We start from the raw sequence: 24314 nt of genomic DNA, 5'->3' as shown, positions 1-24314 counted from the left end.
TCCGGCACGGCAGGGGAGAAGTTCCCGTACGGGTGGATGCGGGGAGCCGGTTCCGGACGCACGAGGGCCCGGATGCCGGGGAGCATCCGGGCCCTCGTCCTGCTGTGCTGTGCGGCTACGGCAGCTGTGCTGCCCGTGCCTCGCGCCGGTTGTCGCGGAAGCTGTTCACCCGGCGGGCGGTCGCGAAGAGCGGGATGACCGCTCCCAGGACCACCTGGAGCGCGCAGCCGGTCTGGAGGAGCAGCTGACCGCCGGGGGCGTCGAAGGCCCATCCGGCCAGCAGCCCCATCGCGGCCACGATCCAGCCGAGCATCGCCACCGCGAGGACACCTCGCGGCTTGGGGTACTCGACCCGGCTGACCATCAGCCACGCCACTCCGATGATCGCGAGCAGCGTCGGCACGAAGGGCAGCTCCAGGAGCACGATCGAGATGACCGTGAGCGCTCCGAAGGGGCTCGGCATGCCCTGGAACATGCCGTCCTTCAAGGTCACGCAGGAGAATCTCGCCAGCCTGAGGACCACCGCCAGCAGGACCACGATCGCGGCGAGCGCCGAGACCCGCTGGTGTGCGTCGTCCGCGACCATGCCGTAGACGAGCACGAAGTAGGCCGGGGCGAGCCCGAAGCTGACCAGGTCCGAGAGGTTGTCCAGCTCGGCACCCATCGGCGACGAGCGCAGTTTGCGGGCCACGAGTCCGTCGAACAGGTCGAAGATGGCGGCCATGAGCATGAGGATCACGGCGGTGGCCGCGGAGTGCCGGGCCATGCCGCTCTCGTCGCTGCCCGTCAGGTGCGGGATGAGGATTCCGGTGGTGGTGAAGTACACCGCCATGAATCCGCACGTGGCGTTACCGAGGGTGAGGGTGTCCGCTATCGACAGCCGCATGGAGAGCGGCATGTCCTCGGCGTCGTCCTCCGCCTCGGCCTCCGGCACCCAGCCGGCCTGTGTATCGGGATCAATCACGGTCAATGCGAGTCACCCCCGCGGTGGTGGCCTGGCCGACCTCGACCGCGACGTCCACACCTTCCGGAAGGTAGATGTCGACACGCGAGCCGAAGCGGATCAGACCGATGCGTTCGCCCTGCGCGACCTTCGTCCCCTGCGGAAGGTAGGGAACGATGCGGCGGGCGACGGCTCCGGCGATCTGCACCATCTCGATGTCCCCGAGCTCGGTGTCGAAGTGCCAGACAACGCGCTCGTTGTTCTCGCTCTCCTTGTTGAACGCCGGGACGAACCCACCGGGGATGTGCTCGACCGACGTCACGGTGCCGGCCAGGGGGGCGCGGTTCACGTGGACGTTCAGCGGGCTCATGAAGATCGCGACGCGGGTACGCCCGTCCTTCCACGGCATGATGCTCTGCACCACGCCGTCGGCCGGTGAGATGACGCGACCCTGGGTGATCTCGCGCTCGGGGTCGCGGAAAAACCACAGCATGCCCGCCGCGAGCGCGGTGGTGGGCACGGCTACCGCCGCCCAGCGCCCGGACCTGCGGGCCCGGGTCAGGCTGAGTGCGGCGGTGGCGACGGTCGGCAGGAGCCACGGCGAAGCTCCGCGTGCGATGCGGACCCCGCCGCGTGTGGCAGAGGTATGGCTGTCGGGCATGGATGACCTTCGTAGCGGATGAGGCCGCGCTGGCAACGGGGGACGGCGGCTTTCCGGCGATGTTATCGGTTGCGGACCGCAACTGGGCAAGCCAGCAGCCGAGTCGGACGTCTGGAAGGCACCGGATGAGGATGACAGGGTGTGATCTTCTTCGCGGTAAAATCACCTCGAAAGGGACAATCAACCCTGGAAACGGTACTCCTCAAGCAGTCGGCGCCCGATGATCATTTTCTGGATCTCGGCGGTACCTTCACCGATCAGCAGCATCGGGGCCTCGCGGTAGAGGCGCTCGATCTCGTACTCCTTGGAGAAGCCGTAACCGCCGTGGATACGGAAGGCGTCCTCGACGACTTCCTTGCAGTACTCGGAGGCGAGGTACTTCGCCATCCCTGCCTCCAGGTCGTTTCGTTCCCCGGAGTCCTTTTTGCGCGCTGCATTTACCATCATCGCATGGGCGGCCTCGACCTTGGTGGCCATTTCGGCCAGCTTGAACTGGATGGCCTGGTGCTGGGCGATCGGCTTTCCGAAGGTGTGGCGCTGCTGTGCGTAGGAAACGCCCAGTTCGAATGCACGCTGTGCGACGCCGCAGCCACGCGCAGCCACATTTACCCGGCCGACCTCCACTCCGTCCATCATTTGGTAAAACCCTCGGCCCGTGGTGCCGCCCAGGACACGATTGGCCGGAATGCGCAGTCCGTCCATGATGAGCTCGGTGGTGTCGACCCCCTTGTAGCCCATCTTGTCGATCTTCCCGGGGATGGTGAGGCCCGGCCGCACCTCGCCGAATCCGGGCTCCTTCTCCACCAGGAAGGTCGTCATCGACTTGTGCGGGGGTGTGCCCTCGGGGTGGCCTTCGTCACTCCGGCACAGAACGGCGACGAGGGTGGACGTGCCACCGTTGGTCAGCCACATCTTCTGGCCGTTCAGGACGTACTCGTCGCCGTCCTTCACGCCCTTGGAGGTGATCGCCGCGACGTCGGAGCCCAGTGCCGGCTCGGACATCGAGAACGCGCCGCGCACCTCACCCAGCGCCATCCGCGGCAGGAAGGTGTCCTTCTGCTCCTGCGTGCCGTGCTGCTTGAGCATGTACGCCACGATGAAGTGCGTGTTGATGATTCCCGACACGCTCATCCAGCCGCGGGCGATTTCCTCCACGCACAGCGCGTATGTGAGAAGCGACTCACCCAGGCCCCCGTACTCCTCGGGAATCATCAGCCCGAACAGGCCGAGTTCCTTGAGTCCCTCGACGATCTCCGCCGGGTACTCGTCGCGGTGCTCCAGCTGCGTCGCGACCGGAATGATCTCCTTGTCGACGAAATCCCGGACCGTGGAGAGGATTTCCTGCTGGACGTCGTTGAGTCCGGCCGTCTGGGCGAGTCGCGTCATGGCTACTTCTCCACGTTCTTCTGCGAAGGCTGCTTCAGCTCCGGGCGGCCGGGCTGCTCGCCGCCGCGCTGCTTGATGTACGTCTCCGTGGGGACCATGACCTTGCGGCGGAACACGCAGATCAGCGTGCCGTCCTGCTTGTAACCCTTGGTCTCCACATAAACGATTCCGCGGTCGCTCTTGGACTTTGACGGGGTCTTGTCCAGAACGGTCGTCTCGCCGTAGACGGTGTCGCCGTGGAAGGTCGGCGCCACGTGCTTCAGCGACTCGACCTCCAGGTTGGCGATCGCCTTTCCGGAGACGTCCGGCACCGACATCCCGAGCAGCAGCGAGTAGATGTAGTTGCCGACGACGACGTTCTTGCCGAAGTCGGTCGTCTTCTCCGCGTAGTTGCTGTCCATGTGCAGCGGGTGATGATTCATGGTCAGCAGGCAGAAGAGGTGGTCGTCGTATTCGGTGACGGTCTTCCCGGGCCAGTGCTTGTAGACGGCACCGATCTCGAATTCCTCGTACGTGCGTCCGAACTGCATGATCAGGCCTCCGGGGCTTCGAACTTGGAGGTGCGCTGCATGCCGGCCGCGCGCCCCTTGCCCGCGATGACCAGGGCCATCTTGCGGCTGGCCTCGTCGATCATCTCGTCGCCGAGCATCGCGGAGCCCTTCTTGCCGCCCTCCTCGGAGGTGCACCAGTCGTACGCGTCGAGGATGAGTTCGGCGTGGTCGTAGTCCTCCTGCGAGGGCGAGAACACCTCGTTGGCCGCGTCGACCTGACCGGGGTGCAGCACCCACTTGCCGTCGAAGCCGAGCGCCGCGGCACGGCCGGCGACCTCGCGGTACGCGTCCACGTCGCGGATCTGGAGGAACGGTCCGTCGATCGCCTGGAGGTCGTGCGTACGGGCCGCCATCAGGATGCGCATCAGGATGTAGTGGTACGCGTCCGCGCCGTAGCCGGGCGGCTGCTGGCCGACGACCAGGGTCTTCATGTTGATCGAGGCCATGAAGTCGGCCGGGCCGAAGATCAGGGTCTCCAGGCGCGGCGAGGCGGCCGCGATGTCGTCGATGTTGACGAGGCCCTTGGCGTTCTCGATCTGCGCCTCGATGCCGATCTTCCCGACCTCGAAGCCCATCGTCTTCTCGATCTGGGTGAGCAGCAGGTCCAGCGCGACGACCTGCTGGGCGTCCTGGACCTTCGGCAGCATGATGCAGTCGAGGTTGGGCCCCGCGCCCTCGACGACCGTGATGACGTCGCGGTACGTCCAGTGCGTCGTCCAGTCGTTGACCCGCACGACCCGGGTCTTGCCCGTCCAGTCGCCGTTGTTCAGCGCGTCGACGATGTGGTGCCGGGCGCCCTCCTTGGCGAGCGGCGCGCAGGCGTCCTCCAGGTCGAGGAAGACCTGGTCGGCCGGGAGGCCCTGGGCCTTCTCCAGGAACCGCGGGTTGGACCCGGGCACAGCCAGACAGGAGCGACGGGGACGCAGGCGGTTCACGGGCGTGGTCATGCGGGGACCTCCAGAGGGTCGAGCTTGTTCGCTTTCCGGATCTCGTCGACGATACGGCCGATGATCTCCGTGATACCGAAGTCCTTCGGGGTGAATACGGCGGCGACACCGGCCTTGATCAGGGCCTCGGCGTCGGCGGGCGGAATGATCCCGCCCGCGATCACCGGGATGTCGCCGGCGCCGGTGCGGCGCAGGCGGGTCAGTACGTCCGGGACCAGCTCGGCGTGCGAACCGGACAGGATCGACAGGCCGACGCAGTGCACGTCCTCGGCGACGGCGGCCGAGACGATCTGCTCGGGCGTCAGGCGGATGCCCTGGTAGACGACCTCGAAGCCGGCGTCGCGCGCGCGCACGGCGATCTGCTCGGCGCCGTTGGAGTGCCCGTCCAGGCCGGGCTTGCCGACCAGCAGCCGCAGCCGGCCCGCGCCCAGGTCCTCGGCGGTCCTGGCGACCTTCTCGCGGACGAGCGCCAGCGGGGTGCCCGCCTCGGCCGTCACCGCGACCGGGGCCGATGAGACCCCGGTCGGTGCCCGGAACTCGCCGAAGACGTCGCGCAGCGCCCAGGACCACTCGCCGGTGGTGACACCCGCGCGGGCGCACTCGACGGTGGCCTCCATCATGTTCTCGGTGCCCGCGGCGGCCTTCTTCAGCGCGGCCAGAGCCTCGGTGGCGCGGGGCTCGTCGCGGTTGTCGCGCCACTCGTGGAGCGCGGCGACGACCTTGGCCTCGTTCGCCGGGTCGACCGTCATGATCGCGCCGTCGAGGTCGGCCGTGAGCGGGTTGGGCTCGGTCGTCCCGTAGATGTTGACGCCGACGATCTTCTCCTCGCCGCCCTCGATCCGGGCGCGCCGGGCGGCGTGCGAGGAGACCAGCTCGGACTTCAGGTAGCCGGACTCGACGGCCGCCATCGCGCCGCCCATCTGCTCGATCCGGTCCATCTCGGCGAGCGAGTCGGTGATCAGCTCGTCGACCTTGGCCTCGATGACGTGGGACCCGGCGAAGATGTCCTCGTACTCCAGCAGGTCGCTCTCGTGGGCGAGGACCTGCTGGATGCGCAGCGACCACTGCTGGTCCCAGGGCCGGGGGAGCCCCAGCGCCTCGTTCCAGGCGGGCAGCTGCACGGCGCGGGCGCGGGCGTCCTTGGAGAGGGTGACGGCCAGCATCTCCAGCACGATGCGCTGGACGTTGTTCTCCGGCTGCGCCTCGGTCAGCCCGAGCGAGTTGACCTGCACGCCGTAGCGGAAGCGCCGCTGCTTGGCGTTCGTGATGCCGTAGCGCTCGCGGGTGACGCGGTCCCAGATGCGGCCGAAGGCGCGCATCTTGCACATCTCCTCGATGAAGCGGACACCCGCGTTCACGAAGAAGGAGATCCGTGCGACCACGTCGCCGAACTTCTCCTCGGGCACCTGTCCGGAGTCGCGGACCGCGTCGAGCACGGCGATGGCCGTCGACATGGCGTACGCGATCTCCTGGACCGGAGTGGCCCCGGCCTCCTGCAGGTGATAGCTGCAGATGTTGATCGGGTTCCACTTCGGGATGCGGTTGACCGTGTACGTGATCATGTCGGTGGTCAGCCGCAGCGAGGGCCCCGGCGGGAAGACGTGCGTCCCGCGCGAGAGGTACTCCTTGACGATGTCGTTCTGCGTGGTGCCCTGCAGCTTGTCCGCGTCGGCGCCCTGCTCCTCCGCGACCACCTGGTACAGCGCCAGCAGCCACATCGCGGTGGCGTTGATCGTCATCGAGGTGTTCATCTGCTCCAGGGGGATGTCCTGGAACAGCCGGCGCATGTCGCCGAGGTGCGAGACGGGCACGCCGACCCGGCCGACCTCGCCGCGGGCGAGGATGTGGTCGGGGTCGTAACCGGTCTGGGTCGGAAGGTCGAAGGCGACCGAGAGACCGGTCTGGCCCTTGGCGAGGTTGCGCCGGTAGAGCTCGTTGGACGCCTCGGCGGTCGAGTGACCGGCGTACGTCCGCATGAGCCAGGGGCGGTCCTTCTGACGGCCGGTCATGTCAGATGTCCCGGAAGCGGTTGATGGCGTCGATGTGCTGCTCGCGCAGCTCCGCGTCGCGCACGCCCAGGCCCTCGGCGGGCGCCAGCGCCAGGACGCCGACCTTGCCCTGGTGGCGGTTGCGGTGCACGTCGTACGCGGCCTGGCCGGTGTCCTCCAGGGAGTAGACCTTCGACAGCGTCGGGTGGATCTTCCCCTTGGCGACCAGGCGGTTGGCCTCCCACGCCTCGCGGTAGTTGGCGAAGTGCGAGCCGATGATGCGCTTGAGCGACATCCACAGGTAGCGGTTGTCGTACTCGTGGGTGTAGCCCGAGGTCGAGGCGCAGGTGACGATCGTGCCGCCCTTGCGGGTCACGTAGACACTGGCGCCGAAGGTCTCGCGGCCCGGGTGCTCGAAGACGATGTCCACGTCCTCGCCGCCGGTCAGTTCGCGGATGCGCTTGCCGAAGCGCTTCCACTCGCGCGGGTCCTGGTTGTGCTCGTCCTGCCAGAACTTGTAGCCCTCGGCGTTGCGGTCGATGATCGCCTCGGCGCCCATCTTCCGGCAGATCTCCGCCTTCTGGTCGCTGGAGACGACACAGATCGGGTTGGCACCGCCGGCCAGCGCGAACTGCGTGGCGTAGGAGCCGAGTCCGCCGCTCGCGCCCCAGATCAGGACGTTGTCGCCCTGCTTCATGCCGGCGCCGTTGCGGGAGACGAGCTGGCGGTACGCGGTGGAGTTGACCAGTCCGGGCGCGGCCGCCTCCTCCCAGCTGAGGTGGTCCGGCTTCGGCATCAGCTGGTTGGACTTGACGAGGGCGATCTCCGCCAGCCCGCCGAAGTTGGTCTCGAAGCCCCAGATGCGCTGCTCGGGGTCGAGCATCGTGTCGTTGTGGCCGTCCGAGGACTCCAGCTCGACCGAGAGGCAGTGCGCGACGACCTCGTCACCGGGCTTCCAGGCGTTGACGCCCGGGCCGGTGCGCAGGACGACGCCCGCCAGGTCGGAGCCGATGACGTGGTACGGCAGGTCGTGGCGCTTGCTGAGGTCGCTGAGCTTTCCGTACCGCTCCAGGAAGCCGAAGGTCGAGACGGGCTCGAAGATCGACGTCCACACGGAGTTGTAGTTGACCGAGCTGGCCATGACCGCCACCAGCGCCTCGCCCGGGCCGAGCTCGGGCACCGGCACGTCCTCGATGTGGAGGGACTTGCGGGGGTCCTTGTCGCGGCTGGCGACGCCGGAGAACATCTCGGCCTCGTCCTTGTGCACGGTCACCGCGCGGTACGACTCGGGGATGGACAGTGCCGCGAAGTCTGCGGCGGTGCTGTCCTGCGACTGGATCGCGTCCAGGATTTCCTTCACGGTGTGCCTCCGGCGGTGCGGCGTTGAGGGAACGCTTCAGGGGTCCCTGAGAACAGGGGTGACGGGTGTGGAGGTGTGCCGTCGGTTCGGCGGGCGGTGCTTCGGCTGCTTGCTCTGTGGAGCAGAAGGGTTTGCCTGTGACGCAGGCGTCCGGGCGCGCAGGCACGTGGCTTGCGGGGACAGCCGGCGTACGAAAGGTCTCTCAGCACGCCGGCCGCCCGGACGACTTCAACGTATGGCACTCCGTGACAGCTGGCAAGGCACTGGGTGCCAGCAATTTCCCTCAATTGTCATCCGGGTGCCACGCATGAGCAACACGAGGGGCGTTTTGCCGCCATGTGCCCCGTGATAGGTGGTTGGCAGGGCTGCCGGCCGGGTCAGGAGACGGGGCGGTAGACGTACGGCGTCGTCGTGCTCAGGGCCGTGAACCCGAGGCGCTGGAGGATCGGGCGGCTGTCCTCGGTGGCGTCGACCTGGAGGTACCGGTAGCCGCGCTCGGCCGCGATCCCCGCCCGGAAGGCGATCAGGGCCCGGTAGACGCCCCGCCCGCGCCACGCCTCGACCGTGCCGCCGCCCCACAGCCCGGCGAAGCCGGTGCCGGGGTACAGCTCCATCCGGGCCGAACTCACCGGCTCGTCGCCCGCCAGGGCCAGCACCCCGACGAAGTGGTCCGGATCCTCCTTCAGCCGGGCCAGCACCTGGTGCCGCAGCCGCGACCAGTCCGAACCGAACGCCTGCCCATGGGCCCGGGCCATCAGCTCCACATCGGCCTCGTCACGCACCGTGCGCAGCCGGACGCCGTCCGGGAGCCGGACCTCGGTGGACAGGTCCGCGACCGGCGCCACGAGCAGGGTCTCCGGCTCCTCCGGCTCGAAACCGGCCGCCAGCAGCCGCGCCCCCAGATCGGCCGGCCGGTCGTGCGCGTACAGCTTCCACTCGAACTCGTCGTACCCGAGCTCCGTCCAGTGGGCCACCTGCGCGGCGATGGCCGCGTCCGCCCGGGCGGCGTCCAGGCCGGGTGACGACCAGACGACGCCGTTCCAGTCGTGGGGCGCCCCGACCTGCCGTACGACGTCGCCGGCACGCTCGACGCGGACACCGGGGCCGTCGGGCCGGGCGTGTTCGCGCATCTCCCGGTCGAAGACGGCCAGCAGGCTTTCGCGGTGTGGGGTCGTCCGTTCGCTCATCCGCACACCACAGCATCAAGCCGAGGCACCGGCAACCGATTTCACGGCCGTTGGATCACGCGGGTCTGGGCAGACGGCAGAGATGAATGATCTTGGAAGACTCATATCGGCACGGGCGGGGCGGCGTGCATGACGGCACCGATACGAGAGCGGTGCCCCGAGGGGTACACGAAGGCCTTCAGCGTGCGCAGGACTGCTTTCGGCTTCGGTGCCGTAGCCCTGCTGATCTGCGGTGGATGGCTGGCGGTGCGCACCGCGTGGGAGGGGGCGTGCAGGCATCCGGCAGCCGTGGTGCCGGTCGTGGCCCTCGTCGCGGCGGGCGTCCTGTTCCTCCACCTCCGCAGGCCGGGCCCCGCGCCGCGCGGAGGTCGCGGCCCGCTCTCCGAGGCCGTGCAAGAGCTCTTCGACCCGCCCCAGGAGCTGTTCGACCCCCCTCAGGAGCCGTCCGAACCGGTCAGCGAGCCGTACGGTCACCCTTACGAGGACGACGTCGCCCGTACGGCTGTCCTGACCGGACCGGAGTCGGAACCGGTGGATTCCGAGGAGGAACTCGCGGGCTACGCGGCCCTGGACGCCGACGCCTTCGAGGATGCCGTCGCCGCGCTCTGCGAGCGGGACGGCTGCTCCGACGTGGAAGTCGTGGGCGGTGCGGGTGATCTGGGGGCGGACGTGATCGCGACCGCCCCGGACGGGCGGCGCCTGGTCGTCCAGTGCAAGTGCTACGGCCCCGCCACCAAGGTCGGTTCCCAGGACCTTCAGAGATTCGGCGGAACCTGCTACGCCGTTCACGAGGCGGAGATCGCCGTCTGCGTCACCACCAGCGCCTACACGAGCCCCGCTCTGGACTACGCGGACCAGTGCGGGATCCAGTGCCTGGACGGCGAGGCCCTCGCGGCCTGGAGTGAGGGTTCCGCGCCGCCGCCGTGGCAGACCGACGAGGGACTCTGACGCTCCGGCCGGGCGCGCCGGGCGCGCCGGGCGCGCCGGGCGCGCCGGGCGCGCCGGGCGGGGCGGGCAGCCGGGAGCCGCACGGCCCCGCTCAGCGCTCCTTGAGCGCCTGCTGGATCGTGCGCATCACTTCGTCCAGCGGGGCGTCGGTACGCGCCACGGCGACCAGCACCTCACCCTCCGTGCTCACCGAGGCGGCCGGCGGTCCCGCCGGCTCGGTCCCGGCGGTCCGGCCCGCGCCGATCCCGGTCCCGAAGGTGTCGCGGACGATGGCGAACGCCTGGTCGAGCTGGGCCTCCACATCGCCCTGGCCGTCCGCCCGCAGCCAGCGCCGCAGCACGTGGTTGTGCGCCGTGACGACGGCGGACGCCGCGACCTCCGCCAGCAGCGGGTCGTCGTTGCCCGCCTGGTGGTCGCGCTCGTCGAAGTGGCCCAGCAGATAGCGGGTGAACAGCCGCTCGTAGCGGGCCACCGAGGCGATCTCGGCCTGCCGCAGGGTGGGCACCTCGCGGGTCAGCTTGTAACGGGCCACGGAGACCGCGGGCTTCGCCGCGTACATCCGCATGACTTCCTTGATGCCGCGGCACACCGTGTCGAGCGGGTGCTCGTGCGCGGGGGCGGCGTTGAGCACGGCCTCGGCCCGGACGAGGGTGTCGTCGTGGTCCGGGAAGATCGCCTCCTCCTTGGACCGGAAGTGCCGGAAGAAGGTCCGCCGGGCGACGCCCGCGGCGCCCGCGATCTCGTCGACCGTGGTCGCCTCGTACCCCTTCGTGGCGAAGAGCTCCATCGCCGCCGCGGCCAGTTCGCGGCGCATTTTGAGCCTCTGGGCGGCGGCGCGGGTGCCTGCGGCACTCTCCGGGACGTCGGGCGCGGCGGACACACGGGGGGACCTGGCGGGCTGGGACATGGTGTGAACGTACTGCATCGGTGCAGGAGAGCGCGCCTGTGGGGGCGGGCCGCCCGGTCGGCCGAGCAGCCCGCCCCAGCCCGCCTCCCGGTCAGCGGCGGGCATATTCGCGGAAGCCGCGCCCCGTCTTGCGCCCGAGGCAGCCGGCGGCCACCAGATGCTCCAGGAGCGGGGACGGAGCGAGGCCCGGATCGCGGAACTCGCTGTGCAGCACCTTCTCGATGGCGAGCGAGACGTCGAGGCCGACGACGTCCAGGAGCTCGAAGGGCCCCATCGGGTAGCCGCCGCCCAGCTTCATCGCCGCGTCGATGTCGTCGAGGGTCGCGTAGTGCGACTCGACCATCTTGATCGCGTTGTTGAGGTACGGGAACAGCAGGGCGTTCACGATGAACCCGGCCCGGTCCCCGCAGTCCACCGGGTGCTTGCGCACCTTGCCGCAGACCTCGCGGACCGTGGCGTGCACGTCGTCCGCGGTGAGCACCGTACGGACCACCTCGACCAGCTTCATCGCCGGCGCCGGGTTGAAGAAGTGCATCCCGATGACGTCCTCGGGCCGCGTGGTGGCCCGGGCGATCGACACGACGGGCAGCGAGGAGGTGGTGGTGGCGAGCACCGCGCCCGGCCGGCACACCTTGTCCAGCGTGGCGAAGAGCTGCTGCTTGACCACCAGGTCCTCGGCGACGGCCTCGACCGCGAGGTCCACGCCGTCGAAGGAGTCCAGCGAGCCGGCCGCGGTGATCCGGGCGAGGGTCTCGTCCCGGGCCTCGGCCGTCAGCCGTCCCTTGGTGACCGACCGGTCGAGGGACTTCGCGATCCGGTTCTTGGCGAGGTCGGCCTTCTCCTGGCCGCGACCGGCCAGCACCACGTCGTATCCGGCCTTCGCGAAGACCTCCGCGATCCCCGAAGCCATCGTCCCGGAGCCCGCGACGCCCACCGAGCGCACGGTGCGTCCGCCACCCGTCCCGGCGTCCGCGGCCGGGGTCAGCGCGTCCGGCACCACACTCTGGCTGCCCGGCTCCGCGTACGTGTAGAAGCCGCGGCCCGACTTGCGGCCGGTCAGCCCGGCCTCGCTGAGCTGGCCGAGGACCGGCGCGGGGGCGTGCAGCCGGTCGTGCGAGGCGGAGTACATCGCCTCCAGGACGGTGCGGGCGGTGTCGATGCCGATCAGGTCGAGCAGCGCGAGCGGCCCCATCGGCAGACCGCAGCCGAGCTGCATCGCCGCGTCGATGTCCTCGCGGGAGGCGTAGTTCGCCTCGTACATCGCGGCGGCCTGGTTGAGGTAGCCGAACAGCAGACCGTCGGCGACGAACCCCGGCCGGTCACCGACCGCGACCGGCTCCTTGCCCAGCTGCCGGGCGAGCGCGGTGACGGCCTCGACGGCCGGCGGCGCGGTCAGCACGGACGAGACCACCTCGACCAGCTTCATCGCCGGCGCCGGGTTGAAGAAGTGCAGGCCGAGGACGCGCTCCGGGTGCTGCGACTCCGCGGCCAGACGGGTCACCGACAGGGCGTTGGTGCCCGTGGCGAGGATCGCGGTGGGCGAGACGACCGCGTCGAGCTCCCGGAAGACCTGCTGCTTGATCTCGTACGTCTCCGGAACCACCTCGATGACCAGCTCCGCGTCCGCGGCGGCCTGGAGGTCGGAGAAGGTACGGAACCGGGCGAGCACGTCGCGCCGCTCCTCCTCGGTGATCCGCTCGCGCTGCACGGCGCGGGCGGTGGAGGCCTCCAGGGAGGCGACGGCCTGGCGGGCGGCCGCTTCGCTGACGTCGATACCGATGACCTCGCGGCCGGCGCGGGTCAGGACCTCGGCGATGCCGGTGCCCATCGTGCCGAGGCCGACGACGGCAATGGTGCTGAACGGGGTGTCCATCACGGGACTCCAGGGATGAGTGACGGCTGAGGGACGCACGCGGGGCGCGGCCGATGAGAGGGGCCGAAGGGCCCGACCGGCGCATGGCGTACGGGAATTGCCTGTCGTGGTGCTCGGGTCCCGGGCGCGAACCGCACGCCGGGGACGGGAAGGGGCGACGGACTCTGTCCCGGAGTCTCGTCTCGCAAAGCTGCCGAACCGACAAACACTCCGGGTGGCTGCGTCACCAGGCCACCGGAGCCGGCGGGGGAGTGTCCCGCTCACATGAGGTTAACCGACGGGTAATGAGCGCGCCAGCCCCCGATTGTTGTGGCCCCCCTCACACCGAACGCCCCCGTCGGCACGCTGTGTGTCCACCGATACGCTGACGGTCATGGATGAGGAGTTCCGGTCACTGGCCCACCGGCTCGCGGACGAGTCGGGGGAGTCGGATGCCTACCGAAGACTGCTGGCCACCGATGACGACGAGGAACTGGCCCGGGTGCTCACCGAGCGCGAACGCCCGCTGTGGGCGCGCGAGATCGCCGCGTTCCGGCTGGGCTGCGGCGGCGACCGCCGCGCCTTCGAGCCCCTGGTGCTCCTGCTGAACCACCGCGACCCGGAGCGCTGCGTCGGCGCCGCCCACGCCCTGGCCCGCCTCGGCGACCCGCGCACGCCCCGCGCCGCGGCCGCCCTCGCCACCAACTCCCTGCGCACCGCCTACGCCCTGCACCCGGTCCGCCTGCTCACCGAACTGCGGGCCCCCGAATCCGTACCCGCCCTGATGTGCACGCTCTCCCGGCTGCTGGGACCGGACGAACCGCACTGGCGGGTGGCCCTGGCGTGTGTGGAGGGCCTGGGGCAACTCGGCGACACCCGGGCCCGTCCGGTCCTGGAGGCGGCACTGCCGCACCCCCGCCTCGGCGGCGCGGCCGAGGACGCGCTCAGCCGGCTGCCGTCGGGCTGAGGGGGCGTCAAGGCGCGTCCCCGTCGAAGGGGCCTCGGCACCCTTCGGCGCGCAAGCCCGCGCGTGCGTACGCAGAGCGGAGGGGCGTGCGCCGGAGCGGCCGTGACGGCCGGCCTCGCGCACGCCCCTCATGAGGTCACCGCCTCCGTCAGCCCCGGAACCCGAGCAGGCCGTGCAGCGTGCCGCCGCTCGCGTCCGTGCGGGATGCCGGTCGTGCGGACTTGGCCGTCACCGGCTTCGGGTCCGGCGTCTTCGCGCATACCGCGTCCACGTCCCCGCTACCGCCGCGCGGCACCGTCCCCTTGGCGAGATAGGCCGCCAGGTGGCGGTCCAGGCAGGCGTTGCCGCTCAGGGTGACGCCGTGGTTGCCGCCGCCCTCCTCGACGACCAGGCTCGAACCGGCGAGCTTGCGGTGCAGGGTGACTCCGCCCTCGTACGGTGTGGCCGCGTCCTCCGTCGCCTGGAAGAGCAGCACCGGCGGCAGCTTGTGGTTGGAGACCCGGACCGGGTTCAGCGGCTCCACCGGCCAGTCGGCGCAGGGGGCGTTGTACCAGGTGTTGCCCCAGGTCATGAAGGGCGCCTTGGCGTGGATGCGCAGGCTGTCGTTGCGCCAGACGTTCCAGTCGCGCGGCCACTGGGCGTCGCGGCACTGGACGGCCGAGTAGACCGAGTAACCGTTGTCGCCCTCGGCGTCGACCGCGCCGAAGCGCTCGTACGCCTTGACCAGGGCCTTCTCGTCCTTGTCGTTGACGTAGGCGGCGAACGCCCCGGCCAGGGCGGGCCAGTAGCCGTTGTAGTAGCCGCCCGGCAGGAAGGTGTCGTCCAGTTCGCCGGGGCCGACCTTCTTGCCCGCGGGATGCTTCCTGACCGCGTCCCGCATCCGGTACCAGGCCGCCTCGACCTTCGCCGGGTCGCTGCCCAGCTCGTAGGTGCTGTCGTACTTCGCCACCCAGGCCGCGAACGCCTTGTGGCGGCTGTCGAACGCGTAGTTCTGGGCCAGGTTGTCGTCGTACCAGACACCGTCCGGGTCGACGTTCGAGTCGAGGACCAGGCGCCGGACGCGGTCCGGGAACAGCTTGGCGTACACCGCGCCCAGGTAGGTGCCGTAGGAGTAGCCGAAGTAGTTCAGCTGCCGCGAGCCGGTCGCGCGCCGGATCACGTCGAGGTCCTTGGCCGCGCTGACCGTGTCCATGAACGGGAGCAGGTCCGGGTACTTCTCGCCGCAGGCGGCCGCGAAGTCGCGGGCGCGGTTCCGGTTCACCTGCTCGTCCCGCACGGAGTGCGGCACCGGGTCCGGCCGCACCGGGTCGAAGTACTTCGGCACGCAGTCCAGCGCCGGCCGGCTCTTCCCGACGCCCCGCGGGTCAAAACCGATCACGTCGTACTGGGCTGCCACCGCCTTCGGCAGCGAGGCGGCGACGAAACCCGCCATCGACAGACCGCTGCCGCCGGGGCCGCCCGGATTGACCAGCAGCGGCCCCTGGAAGGTCTTCGCCGTGTGCGGGACCCGCGACAGGGCGAGGGTGACCTGGCGGCCCGACGGGTCGTCATGGTCGAGCGGGGCGCGGACCGATCCGCACTGGAGCGTGGGGTACGACTCGGTGCCGCAGTCGGTCCACTTGACCGATGCGGCGCGCTGCGCGGCGGTGCCGGCGCTCGCCGGGGACGGCGCGGCGGTCACCAGACCGGCGACCGTCGCCCCGACGGCGAACAGAATTCCTGAACGGTTCGTCATATGGCCTCCCGTGGTGGGGGAACACGGCTGCGCGTGGCGCAGCCCCCGCCGGATGCTCCCCGCATTCGGAGGCGGAAGGACCTGTTCCGGTGAGAGATGACCCGTTTGCCCCGGGGCGTCACGCCCAGGTCAGAGCAGCGTCAGCTGAGTGGGCTCCGGACCGGCCGGCGGGGTCCGCTCCTCGCCGCGTTCCGGGAAGCCGCGCGGCGTGCCGTGGTGCGAGGGGCCGATGCCGTACTCGGCCGCCAGCTCGTGCACGTACCGGGTGATACGGCGCTGGTACCAGGTGGGGGCGTAGGCGCCGTCCGCGTAGAGCCGCTCGTACCGCCGGACCAGATGCGGATGGTGCAGGCCGAGCCACTCCATGAACCACTCGCGGGCACCGGGCCGCAGATGGAGGACGAGCGGGGTGACGGACGTGGCGCCCGCGGCGGCGACCGCGCTGACCGTGGCCCGCAGCTGGTCCGGCCGGTCGCCGAGGTAGGGGATGACGGGTGCCATGAGCACCCCGCATCCGATGCCGTGCTCGCTGAGGGTGCGGACGACGTCGAGGCGCCGCTCGGGGGAGGGCGTGCCGGGCTCCACGGTGCGCCACAGCTCCGGGTCGGTGAAGCCCACCGAGACCGAGACGCCGACCTCCGTGACCTCGGCCGCCTGTCGCAGCAGCTCCAGGTCGCGCAGGATCAGCGTGCCCTTGGTGAGGATGGAGAAGGGGTTCGCGTGGTCGCGGAGGGCGGTGAGGATGCCGGGCATCAGCCGGTAGCGCCCCTCCGCCCGCTGGTAGCAGTCGACGTTGGTGCCCATCGCGATGTGCGCGCCGTGCCAGCGGGCGGCGGAAAGCTCGCGGCGCACCAGCTCCGGGGCGTTGATCTTGACGACGATCTGCGAGTCGAAGCCGAGCCCGGTGTCGAGGTCCAGATAGCTGTGGGTCTTGCGCGCGAAGCAGTAGACGCAGGCGTGCGTGCAGCCCCGGTAGGGATTGACGGTCCATTCGAACGGCATCCGGGACGCACCGGGCACCCGGTTGACGATCGAGCGGGCCCGTATCTCGTGGAAGGTGATGCCCCGGAACTCGGGGGTGTCGAAGGTACGGGTCGTCACCGCGTCGGCGGCGAAGAGCGCGCCGGTACCAGGTGTGGTGGTCTTGGCGGGGTTATCGGCCAGATTGTCCCAGCGCATGGACGCCTCCTCGGTAGCACTGGTCCGAGAATAGAACACTTGTTCCCTTGATCGTTTTCTCCCCTTCGTCCCGGACCGGATTTTGAGCCGGGCTGCCGAGGTGGTTGGCTCAGCACACCCCGAACAACCGAGTGCTGGAGGAACAGCCATGGCGCAGGTCGAGGCCACGACAGAGCGGATCATCGCGGCGGACGCGGAAGCGGTGTTCGACGCGCTGGCCGACTACAAGGAGGTCCGCGGCAAGGTGCTGCCCGGCCACTTCAGCGAGTACGAGGTCCGTGAGGGCGGCGACGGCGAGGGCACCCTCGTCCACTGGAAGCTGCAGGCCACCAGCAAGCGGGTGCGCGACTGTCTGCTGGAGGTCAGCGAGCCGACCGACGGCCAGCTCGTCGAGAAGGACCGCAACTCCTCGATGGTCACCACCTGGACCGTCACCCCGGCCGGCGAGGGGAAGTCGCGGGCCGTCGTCTCCACCGTGTGGAACGGCGCCGGCGGCATCGGCGGATTCTTCGAGAAGACCTTCGCGCCCAAGGGACTTGGGCGCATCTACGACGAACTCCTCCAGAACCTCGCCACCGAGGTGGAGAAGTAGCGTCCGGTCCCGGCTTCCGGCCTCACCGGTTCGGGTGGTCTTTCCGGCCGGTCGGTTGTGCGCCGTAGTGGCTCTCACCGGGGGATAAGCCCCTGAATGCGCCCTCAGCGCCCCCTCGTCACGTTTGCCCTTGCTTGTTGCCCAATGCGCAAAATGGGCGGCGGCAGCGCGACGAGGGGAGCGGCACGTGGTGGGTGGCATCACTCTGGTGGAGGACGAGCCCGGCGGTACGGGGAGCGTCGAGGCGCGGCCCGCGGCCGCCCCGCCCCCGCCGCCCGCCGCGACGGGGTCCGTCGCCCCGGCCCCGCCCGGCGACGGTGCCGCGGACCGCCGCCGGATCCGCCTCGTCTTCATCGGTCTGATGCTCACGCTGCTGCTCGCGGCGCTCGACCAGATGATCGTGGCGACCGCGCTCCCGAAGATCGTCGGCGAGCTGCACGGCCTGGAGAAGATGTCCTGGGCGGTCACCGCCTATCTGCTCGCCTCGACGATCGGTCTGCCGATCTACGGCAAGCTCGGCGACCTCTTCGGCCGCAAGAGCGTCTTCCAGTTCGCCATCGTCGTCTTCGTCGTCGGCTCCGCGCTGGCCGGCTGGTCGCGCACCATGGACGAACTCATCGCCTTCCGGGCCATCCAGGGCGTCGGCGGCGGCGGGCTGATGATCGGCGTCCAGGCCATCATCGCGGACGTCGTGCCGCCCCGGGAGCGCGGCCGGTTCATGGGGCTCATCGGCGCGGCCTTCGGACTCGCCTCCGTGGCGGGCCCGTTGCTCGGCGGCTTCTTCACCGACCATGCCTCCTGGCGCTGGTGCTTCTACATCAACGTGCCTTTCGGCCTGGTGACGTTCGTCGTCATCACCGTCGTGCTGAAACTGCCGAAGCCCACGGTCCGGCCCCGGCTCGACATCCTCGGCGCCGTGCTGCTGGCCGCCGCCTCCACCTGTCTGGTGCTGCTGACCAGCTGGGGCGGTACGGAGTACGCCTGGGGCTCGCGCACCATCCTGGGGCTGGCCGCCGGAGCTGCCGGAACGACCCTGCTGTTCATCGCCGTCGAGCACCGCGCGCCCGAACCCATCATCCCGCTGCGGCTGTTCCGCGACTCGATCTTCAACGTCACGGCCCTGGTCGGCGCGGTCGTCGGGGTGGCGCTGTTCGGCGCGGCCAGCTATCTGCCGACCTTCCTGCAGATGGTCGACGGGGCCACCGCCACCGAGTCCGGCCTGCTGATGCTCCCGATGATGGGCGGCATCGTCGGCGCGTCCGTCGTCTCGGGCCAGCTGATCTCCCGTACCGGGCGCTACCGCGTCTACCCGATCGCGGGCAGCGCGGTCTCGGCGGTGGGCATGTGGCTGCTGTCCCGGCTGGAGACGGACACCCCGCGCTGGGAGTACAGCATCGCGCAGGCCGTCCTCGGCCTCGGGATCGGGCTGATCATGCCGGTGCTGGTCCTCGCCGTGCAGAACTCCGTGCGCCCCGCCGACCTCGGCACCGCGACCAGCGCCAACAACTACTTCCGGCAGATCGGCGGCAGCGTCGGCGCCGCCGTGTTCGGCACCCTGTTCGCCGGCCGGCTGGCCGACGCGCTCGCCGTCCGGCTGCCCTCCGGGGCCGGTCTGCCCGACCCCGAGTCGATCACTCCGCAGCTGGTCCACGCCATGGAGCCCGCGCTGCGTGACGCCTACATCCAGGCGTACGCCGACGCGATGCCCCGGATCTTCCTCTATCTCGTGCCGGTCCTCGTGCTCGGCCTGTTCTTCGCCTTCTTCCTCAAGGAGAAACCGCTGGTGTCCCACCACAGCCCCGAAACCGCAGCCGAGCCCGCGTCGATCCCCTCCGCCCGCACGGACCAGGGCCCCCCGCCGGCCGGATACCTCTCGGGCGTGCCGGTCTGCGGCAGCGTCCAGCATCCCGACGGTACGAAGGTCCCGCGCGCCGCCCTCACCCTCATCGACGTCCAGGGCCAGCAGGTCGGCCGGGGCGCCAGCGGGGACGAGGGACGGTACGCGCTGAGCGTGCCCGGGGCGGGTTCGTACGTCCTCATCGCCGCCGCCGGGGGCCACCAGCCGCAGGCGGTCAGCGTCACCGTGGGCGAACGGCCCGTGGAACTCGACGTGGTGCTCGGCGGGGCGGGCCGGCTGGCCGGGACCGTCGTGACGGCGGACGGTGTTCCCGTACGGGACGCGGCCGTCACCCTGACCGACGTACGCGGCGAAGTGGTCGCCTCCACCCGGAGCGGGCGGGAGGGCGGGTACGTCATCTCGGAGCTGGTCGCGGGGGAGTACACCCTCGCCGCCTCCGCGCCCGCGTTCCGGCCCGCCGCACTGCCCGTCAGCGTGCAGGCGGCCAGGGAGACCCGGCAGGACGTCGAGCTGGCCGGTGGCGCGGTGCTGCGCGGGATCGTCCGGGCCAGTGGCGGGCGGCCCGTCGAGGACGCCCGGGTGACGCTCCTGGACGCGGCGGGCAACGTGGTCGACACGCTGACCACCGGACCCGACGGGGCGTTCCGGTTCGTCGACCTGTCCACGGGTGAGTACACCGTGATCGCCGCCGGATACCCGCCGGTGGCGACCGTCCTCCAGGTCGCGGGCGGCGGGCGCACCGAACGGGATCTCCAGCTGGGGCACGAGGACTGACGCCAGGGGGGGGGCTGTCCCGGACGGTCCCCGGGTGTGGGTGGTGCGCCGGAGTGCGTGGGGCGCACCACCCCTGGGGGTGATTCCGTCGATGACCGGCGGACGCCGGACGGGGCGCCGTACCGTGGACGCACGGACCGCGGAACCTCGCGGTGAGGAAGGAGCCTTCCGCCCATGGACCTCGGTGTGCCGCCGCAGAGGACACCACAGCCGCGTGACGCCGCGGCGGGCCGCGTGCCGCTCGCCGTGGTCGTCGTCGACGCGGACGGACGGGTCTCGCACTGGTCGGCCGGTGCGAGGAGACTCTTCGGGGTCGCCAGGGAGGACGCCGTAGGGTGCCAAGCGGGTGAACTCCTGCCGGTGTCCGGGGCGTTACGGCAGCGGGGCGACCCGCTGCCGGACGGGGCGTACGAGGAGTTCGGTCCCGGCCCCGACAGCTCGCCGCCGATCGGCACCATCGGCTATCCGACGGCCGGCCGGGCCCGCGTGGACGACGCCGGCCGGGGCCGCCTCGACGTGCTGTGGTGGGCCTACCCGCTGGTCGGTCCCGGCCCCGAGCGGCTGCTCGTGCTCGCCGCCGACTCCGGGCCCCTGCGGCGTGGCGGAACCGACGGGGACACCGAGACGATCGCCCCCGGATTCGCCCTGCACACCGACTTCCCCGGCTACCGGGAACTCTCCGGGCGGCTGCCCGAGATCCTGCCCAGCATGAGCGTCCGGGAAGCCACCAGGATCGTCTCCCAGGTCCTCGAACTCGGCTATCCGGTACTGGAGTTCAGCCATCGCGACCGGATCCCCGTGACCCCCGACTGGGGAGTGCCGCGGCGCACCGGACACCGCGCGGCCGACGGCCCGCGGCACACCGGCCCGGAGACGCCCGCCCCGCACACCGCGCCCCGCCCCGAGCTGGACCTCGAATACGCGGCGGTCCGCGAACGGCTGGAGTTCCTCAACGAGGTCAGCGGCCGCATCGGCACCTCCCTCGACCTGGAACGCACCATCCGTGAGGTCACCAGCGCCGCCGTGCCCCGGTTCACCGACTTCGCGGGCACGCATCTGCGCGCCGCGGTCCTGGCCGGCGAGGGCTTCCCGGACGGGCCGCCCGACGTCACCACGGTCTGGCACCGCGTCTGGGTCGAGCACAACGACGAACCGGGCCGCTGGGACGACACCGTGCCCGTCGGCGAGTCCATCGCCTTCCCCGAGCACACGCCGTTCTTCCAGTGCATGGTCACCGGCGAACCCGTCATCGTCCCCCATGTCAGCGAGGAGTTGAGCAACCGCATCTCGGGCGAGTTCGAGAAGCGCGACCTGCGCCCGCTGATCACGCACCGCTCGCTGCTCATCGTGCCCCTCAAGGCCCGTGACGTGGTGCTGGGCTTCATGGTCCTGATGCGCCGCCCCGGCCGCGAACCCTTCGACGACATGGACCGCACCACCGGCGCCGAACTCGCCGCCCGGGCCGGGCTCGTCCTCGACAACGCCCGCATGTACACGTACCAGGAGAACGTCGCCGAGACCCTCCAGGACAGCATGCTGCCGCAGATCGAACCGCGCATGGCGGGCTGCGACATCGCCACCCGCTATCTGCCCGGAGCACGGCTCGGCAGGGTCGGCGGCGACTGGTTCGACTCGGTGAAGCTCCCCGGCTCCCGGACCGCCCTCGTCGTCGGCGACGTGATGGGGCACGGGCTCAACTCGGCTGCGATGATGGGCCAGTTGCGCACCGCCGTGCTGACGATGGCGACCATGGAGATGCCGCCCGCCCGACTCCTGCGCAACCTCGACGACCTGGCCCAGCGGCTCGGCGAGCAGTACCTCGCCACCTGCCTCTACGCGGTCTACGACCCGATCCGCTCCGAGCTCCAGATCGCCAACGCCGGACACATCCCACCGGTGCTGGTCCGCGCCGAGGACGGCCGGGCGGAGCTGCTCGACCTGCCGACCGGTGCGCCGGTCGGTGTCGGCGGGGTCGCCTTCGAGACCGCGACCGTGAAGGTGCGGCCCGGTGACCGGCTGGTGCTCTGCACCGACGGCCTGGTGGAGGTGCGCGGCCAGGACATCGGGGCAGGTCTCGCCGCCCTCTGCGCCTCCGCGGCCCACCCGGCCGCGTCGATGGACGACGCCTGCGACACGATCATCCGGGCCCTGAACCCCAGCGGCGGCCGGAAGGACGACGTCGCCCTGCTGATGGCCCGGCTCAACGGCATCCCCGACGGTGACGTCGCCGAGTGGCAACTGGCCCTGGACCCGCGCGAGGTGTCCCGGGCCCGCCGGCTCGTCCGTGGCAGGCTCCTGGACTGGGAGCTGCCGGACGCGGCCGAGGCAGCCGAGCTGATGGTCAGCGAGCTCGTCACCAACGCCGTGAAGCACGGCCGCACCCATCACATCGGCCTCCGGCTGGTCCGCACCGGCGCCCTGCTGTGCGAGGTCAGCGACGACGAGCCGGCCCCCGCCACACTCCTGGGCACCACCGCACAGGACGAGTCCGGCCGCGGACTGGTCGTGGTGAGCGGCCTCGCCAGGGAATGGGGCACGAGCGCCACGGCGCACGGCAAGACCGTCTGGTTCGAACTTGCGCTCCCCCGTCTCGCGCACCCCCAGTCGAACGCCCGGTGAAATGCCCCTTCACCAGGCCGCGGATCCGGTGCGGCCCCTTGCCCCGCGCCGCCGCGACCGGTAGTCCGGTGCGGGGCGAAAAGCCTCGGGACGGCCTGACTCGGGAGTGCGCATGGATGTGTCACAGGGATACCGCGAGGCGTGGGAGGGGTTCTGGTCGACGACCTCGGACACCCCCGGCGAGGCCATCTGGGACGCCGACCCCTCGCTGAGCGCCGTGCCGCACAGTGAGCGGCTCCTGCCGTACGCCGACGCCTCACTGCCCGTCGTGGACCTCGGCTGCGGAAACGGCACCCAGACCCGCTACCTCGCCACCCGCTTCCCCCGCGCCATCGGCGTCGACCTCTCGCACGCCGCCATCGGCCACGCCCGCCGGGCGGACCCCGACGGCGTCGCCGAGTTCGCCCAGCTGGACCTCGTGGACGGCGCAGCGGTGCGCGCCCTGCACGAGCGGACCGGCGATGTGAACGTCTACATGCGTGCGGTGATCCACCAGAGCGAACCCGAGGCCCGGCCGGCCGTGGCCGCTGCCGTGGCGACGCTGATCGGGCAGCGGGGCCGGGCGTTCGTCGCGGAGCTGACCCCGTCGTCCAAGACGGTGCTCCAGCAGGCCGCGCAGGGTCCGGACGGGCCGCCGGCGAAGCTGCGCCGGGTCTTCGAGCACGGGCTGAAGCCGGCGGGCGCCACCGATGAGGAGGTGCCGGACCTGCTGCGGGCGGCCGGACTGGCCACCCTGGACAGCGGCGACACGGTGCTCCCGCAGACCGAGTACCTGCCCGACGGAACCCGGATCGACCTGCCGGCGCGTTGGTTCGTCCTGGCCGCCGGCTGATCCGAGGACACCGGCCGGCCCCGACGGGGAACCCCGTCGGGGCCGTGCCGCCCCGGCGCACGTCAGCGCGCGGAGTCGTCCCGTACCAGGGCCATCAGCGCCCGCGCTCCCGGACTCATCGCCTGCGCGGCCGGAAGCACCATGACGCTCTCGTAGTACGGCTGGTCCGCCCCGTCGAGCGTGACCGCGACCAGCCCCCGGGCCTCGGGCTTGCGGGAGAAGTGGTGCGGCACCACCGCGATCCCCAGCCCCTCGTGCACCAGCTCCAGCAGGCTGTGCACGTCGTTGACCTCCAGCGCCACCGTGCGGCGCACCCGCGCCGCCGCGAACGCCTCGTCGGCCGCGCGGCGCGGGCCGAAGTCCGGATGGAAGTCGATGAACGCCTCGCCGGGCAGCTCGTCCCAGCCCGCCCGGTCCGCCGCCGCCAGCCGGTGGCCGGGGGCGCACAGCAGGACCATCGGTTCACGGGCCAGCGGGACCAGTTCGCCGCGCCACTCCACGGAGGACACCGTCGCCGCGAAGGCGATGTCCAGACGCCCGCCGGCCACCCCGTCCACCAGATTCGTCGTGCCCTCCTGGCGGAGCCGGATCTCCATGTGCGGGTGCGCGCGGTGGAAGGCGGCGAGCAGCCGCGGCAGGCTCACCCCGGCCACGCACTGCTCCACGCCCACCGACAGGGTGCCGCGCAGCAGCCCCCGTACGGCGTCGACGGCGTCCTTGGCCGCCCGCGCGCCCGCCAGCGTGCGCTCGGCCTCCACCAGCAGGGCGCGCCCGGCCTCGGTCAGCCGCACGCTTCGCGTGGTCCGGCTGAACAGCGGCGTCCGCAGCTCCTGCTCCAGGGCACGGACGGAGGCGGAGAGACCCGACTGGGACACCGCGACGCGCTCGGCGGCCCGGGTGAAATGCTGCTCCTGAGCGACGGCGACGAAATGTTCCAGCTGGCGCAACTCCATGATTGAGAAATATAGACGCTGAATCCAAGCGGAATCTCCTGTTGGACTACTGGATCGTTCTGCGCGAGCCTGGAC

19 protein-coding genes are annotated in these 24314 nt (G+C 70.9%); 6 read left to right on the top strand and 13 right to left on the bottom strand.

Going from position 1 to position 24314, the window contains the following annotated elements:
* Positions 1-115 precede the first annotated feature (115 nt).
* From pssA to OG521_06720, 8 genes are all read right to left on the bottom strand, one after another.
* Positions 116-934 carry a CDP-diacylglycerol--serine O-phosphatidyltransferase gene (pssA, locus tag OG521_06755; protein WUW26591.1) on the bottom strand — a complete coding sequence of 273 codons (819 nt, stop codon included), beginning with the start codon at positions 932-934 and terminating at the stop codon, positions 116-118.
* Between the two features lie 22 nt (positions 935-956).
* A complete protein-coding gene (locus tag OG521_06750) occupies positions 957-1604 on the bottom strand; it encodes a phosphatidylserine decarboxylase (GenBank protein WUW20510.1) in 648 nt (215 codons plus the stop codon).
* A 180-nt stretch (positions 1605-1784) separates the two neighbouring features.
* On the bottom strand, positions 1785-2990 hold the full coding sequence (locus tag OG521_06745; GenBank protein ID WUW20509.1) for an acyl-CoA dehydrogenase family protein: 1206 nt from the start codon (positions 2988-2990) through the stop codon (positions 1785-1787).
* A 2-nt stretch (positions 2991-2992) separates the two neighbouring features.
* Complete coding sequence (locus tag OG521_06740; GenBank protein ID WUW20508.1) at positions 2993-3520, bottom strand: MaoC family dehydratase; 528 nt, start codon at positions 3518-3520, stop codon at positions 2993-2995.
* 2 nt (positions 3521-3522) lie between these two features.
* Positions 3523-4488 (bottom strand): CoA ester lyase, encoded by a 966-nt coding sequence (locus OG521_06735; protein WUW20507.1) that lies wholly within the window; start codon positions 4486-4488, stop codon positions 3523-3525.
* The gene (locus OG521_06730; GenBank protein WUW20506.1) at positions 4485-6497 is read right to left on the bottom strand and encodes a protein meaA; all 2013 of its coding nucleotides are present in this window, start codon (positions 6495-6497) and stop codon (positions 4485-4487) included. The genes OG521_06735 and OG521_06730 overlap by 4 nt, the downstream gene beginning before the upstream one ends.
* A 1-nt stretch (position 6498) precedes the next feature.
* On the bottom strand, positions 6499-7836 hold the full coding sequence (ccrA, locus tag OG521_06725; GenBank protein ID WUW20505.1) for a crotonyl-CoA carboxylase/reductase: 1338 nt from the start codon (positions 7834-7836) through the stop codon (positions 6499-6501).
* A gap of 377 nt (positions 7837-8213) precedes the next feature.
* Positions 8214-9023 (bottom strand): GNAT family N-acetyltransferase, encoded by an 810-nt coding sequence (locus OG521_06720; protein ID WUW20504.1) that lies wholly within the window; start codon positions 9021-9023, stop codon positions 8214-8216.
* A gap of 129 nt (positions 9024-9152) precedes the next feature.
* Here OG521_06720 and OG521_06715 point away from each other — a divergent pair, with 129 nt between their 5' ends.
* On the top strand, positions 9153-9971 hold the full coding sequence (locus OG521_06715; protein WUW20503.1) for a restriction endonuclease: 819 nt from the start codon (positions 9153-9155) through the stop codon (positions 9969-9971).
* Between the two features lie 91 nt (positions 9972-10062).
* Here the strand turns inward: OG521_06715 and OG521_06710 are convergent, their stop codons facing one another.
* Together OG521_06710 and OG521_06705 are read right to left on the bottom strand one after the other, a co-directional pair.
* Positions 10063-10878 (bottom strand): TetR family transcriptional regulator, encoded by an 816-nt coding sequence (locus OG521_06710; protein WUW20502.1) that lies wholly within the window; start codon positions 10876-10878, stop codon positions 10063-10065.
* 91 nt (positions 10879-10969) lie between these two features.
* Positions 10970-12751: a 3-hydroxybutyryl-CoA dehydrogenase gene (locus OG521_06705; protein WUW20501.1), complete on the bottom strand. Its 1782-nt coding sequence runs from the start codon at positions 12749-12751 to the stop codon at positions 10970-10972.
* A gap of 373 nt (positions 12752-13124) precedes the next feature.
* Here OG521_06705 and OG521_06700 point away from each other — a divergent pair, with 373 nt between their 5' ends.
* Positions 13125-13697, top strand: coding sequence for an adenylosuccinate lyase (locus tag OG521_06700; GenBank protein ID WUW20500.1), 573 nt, complete (start codon positions 13125-13127; stop codon positions 13695-13697).
* Positions 13698-13845: 148 nt separating this feature from the next.
* Here OG521_06700 and OG521_06695 read toward each other — a convergent pair whose 3' ends face one another.
* Positions 13846-15432: an alpha/beta hydrolase gene (locus OG521_06695; GenBank protein ID WUW20499.1), complete on the bottom strand. Its 1587-nt coding sequence runs from the start codon at positions 15430-15432 to the stop codon at positions 13846-13848.
* A 129-nt stretch (positions 15433-15561) separates the two neighbouring features.
* A complete protein-coding gene (locus OG521_06690; GenBank protein ID WUW20498.1) occupies positions 15562-16611 on the bottom strand; it encodes an Rv2578c family radical SAM protein in 1050 nt (349 codons plus the stop codon).
* A gap of 148 nt (positions 16612-16759) precedes the next feature.
* On the opposite strand from OG521_06690, the gene OG521_06685 reads away from it, so the two are divergent.
* The 4 genes from OG521_06685 (at position 16760) to OG521_06670 (ending at position 23286) form a co-directional block, all read left to right on the top strand.
* Positions 16760-17203 carry an SRPBCC family protein gene (locus OG521_06685; GenBank protein WUW20497.1) on the top strand — a complete coding sequence of 148 codons (444 nt, stop codon included), beginning with the start codon at positions 16760-16762 and terminating at the stop codon, positions 17201-17203.
* Between the two features lie 187 nt (positions 17204-17390).
* Complete coding sequence (locus tag OG521_06680; protein WUW20496.1) at positions 17391-19835, top strand: MFS transporter; 2445 nt, start codon at positions 17391-17393, stop codon at positions 19833-19835.
* Between the two features lie 174 nt (positions 19836-20009).
* Positions 20010-22454 carry a SpoIIE family protein phosphatase gene (locus OG521_06675; protein WUW20495.1) on the top strand — a complete coding sequence of 815 codons (2445 nt, stop codon included), beginning with the start codon at positions 20010-20012 and terminating at the stop codon, positions 22452-22454.
* Between the two features lie 112 nt (positions 22455-22566).
* Positions 22567-23286 carry a class I SAM-dependent methyltransferase gene (locus OG521_06670; protein WUW20494.1) on the top strand — a complete coding sequence of 240 codons (720 nt, stop codon included), beginning with the start codon at positions 22567-22569 and terminating at the stop codon, positions 23284-23286.
* A 62-nt stretch (positions 23287-23348) separates the two neighbouring features.
* Here OG521_06670 and OG521_06665 read toward each other — a convergent pair whose 3' ends face one another.
* The gene (locus OG521_06665; protein ID WUW20493.1) at positions 23349-24239 is read right to left on the bottom strand and encodes a LysR family transcriptional regulator; all 891 of its coding nucleotides are present in this window, start codon (positions 24237-24239) and stop codon (positions 23349-23351) included.
* Positions 24240-24314 lie beyond the last annotated feature (75 nt).

The sequence above is a fragment of the Streptomyces sp. NBC_01463 genome (assembly GCA_036227345.1).
Taxonomy (GTDB): Bacteria; Actinomycetota; Actinomycetes; order Streptomycetales; family Streptomycetaceae; genus Streptomyces.
This window is presented reverse-complemented; position numbering and strand designations above follow the sequence as displayed.

Bases quoted from the DNA above. Each gene is read 5' to 3' on its own strand.
- OG521_06715 (WUW20503.1), top strand. From the start codon at position 9,153: ATGACGGCACCGATACGAGAGCGGTGCCCCGAGGGGTACACGAAGGCC.
- OG521_06670 (WUW20494.1), top strand. From the start codon at position 22,567: ATGGATGTGTCACAGGGATACCGCGAGGCGTGGGAGGGGTTCTGGTCG.
- OG521_06740 (WUW20508.1), bottom strand. From the start codon at position 3,520: ATGCAGTTCGGACGCACGTACGAGGAATTCGAGATCGGTGCCGTCTAC.
- OG521_06665 (WUW20493.1), bottom strand. From the start codon at position 24,239: ATGGAGTTGCGCCAGCTGGAACATTTCGTCGCCGTCGCTCAGGAGCAG.
- OG521_06745 (WUW20509.1), bottom strand. From the start codon at position 2,990: ATGACGCGACTCGCCCAGACGGCCGGACTCAACGACGTCCAGCAGGAA.
- OG521_06695 (WUW20499.1), bottom strand. From the start codon at position 15,432: ATGACGAACCGTTCAGGAATTCTGTTCGCCGTCGGGGCGACGGTCGCC.
- OG521_06685 (WUW20497.1), top strand. From the start codon at position 16,760: ATGGCGCAGGTCGAGGCCACGACAGAGCGGATCATCGCGGCGGACGCG.
- OG521_06675 (WUW20495.1), top strand. From the start codon at position 20,010: ATGGACCTCGGTGTGCCGCCGCAGAGGACACCACAGCCGCGTGACGCC.
- OG521_06690 (WUW20498.1), bottom strand. From the start codon at position 16,611: ATGCGCTGGGACAATCTGGCCGATAACCCCGCCAAGACCACCACACCT.
- OG521_06720 (WUW20504.1), bottom strand. From the start codon at position 9,023: ATGAGCGAACGGACGACCCCACACCGCGAAAGCCTGCTGGCCGTCTTC.
- OG521_06735 (WUW20507.1), bottom strand. From the start codon at position 4,488: ATGACCACGCCCGTGAACCGCCTGCGTCCCCGTCGCTCCTGTCTGGCT.
- OG521_06710 (WUW20502.1), bottom strand. From the start codon at position 10,878: ATGTCCCAGCCCGCCAGGTCCCCCCGTGTGTCCGCCGCGCCCGACGTC.
- OG521_06705 (WUW20501.1), bottom strand. From the start codon at position 12,751: ATGGACACCCCGTTCAGCACCATTGCCGTCGTCGGCCTCGGCACGATG.
- OG521_06750 (WUW20510.1), bottom strand. From the start codon at position 1,604: ATGCCCGACAGCCATACCTCTGCCACACGCGGCGGGGTCCGCATCGCA.
- OG521_06700 (WUW20500.1), top strand. From the start codon at position 13,125: ATGGATGAGGAGTTCCGGTCACTGGCCCACCGGCTCGCGGACGAGTCG.
- OG521_06730 (WUW20506.1), bottom strand. From the start codon at position 6,497: ATGACCGGCCGTCAGAAGGACCGCCCCTGGCTCATGCGGACGTACGCC.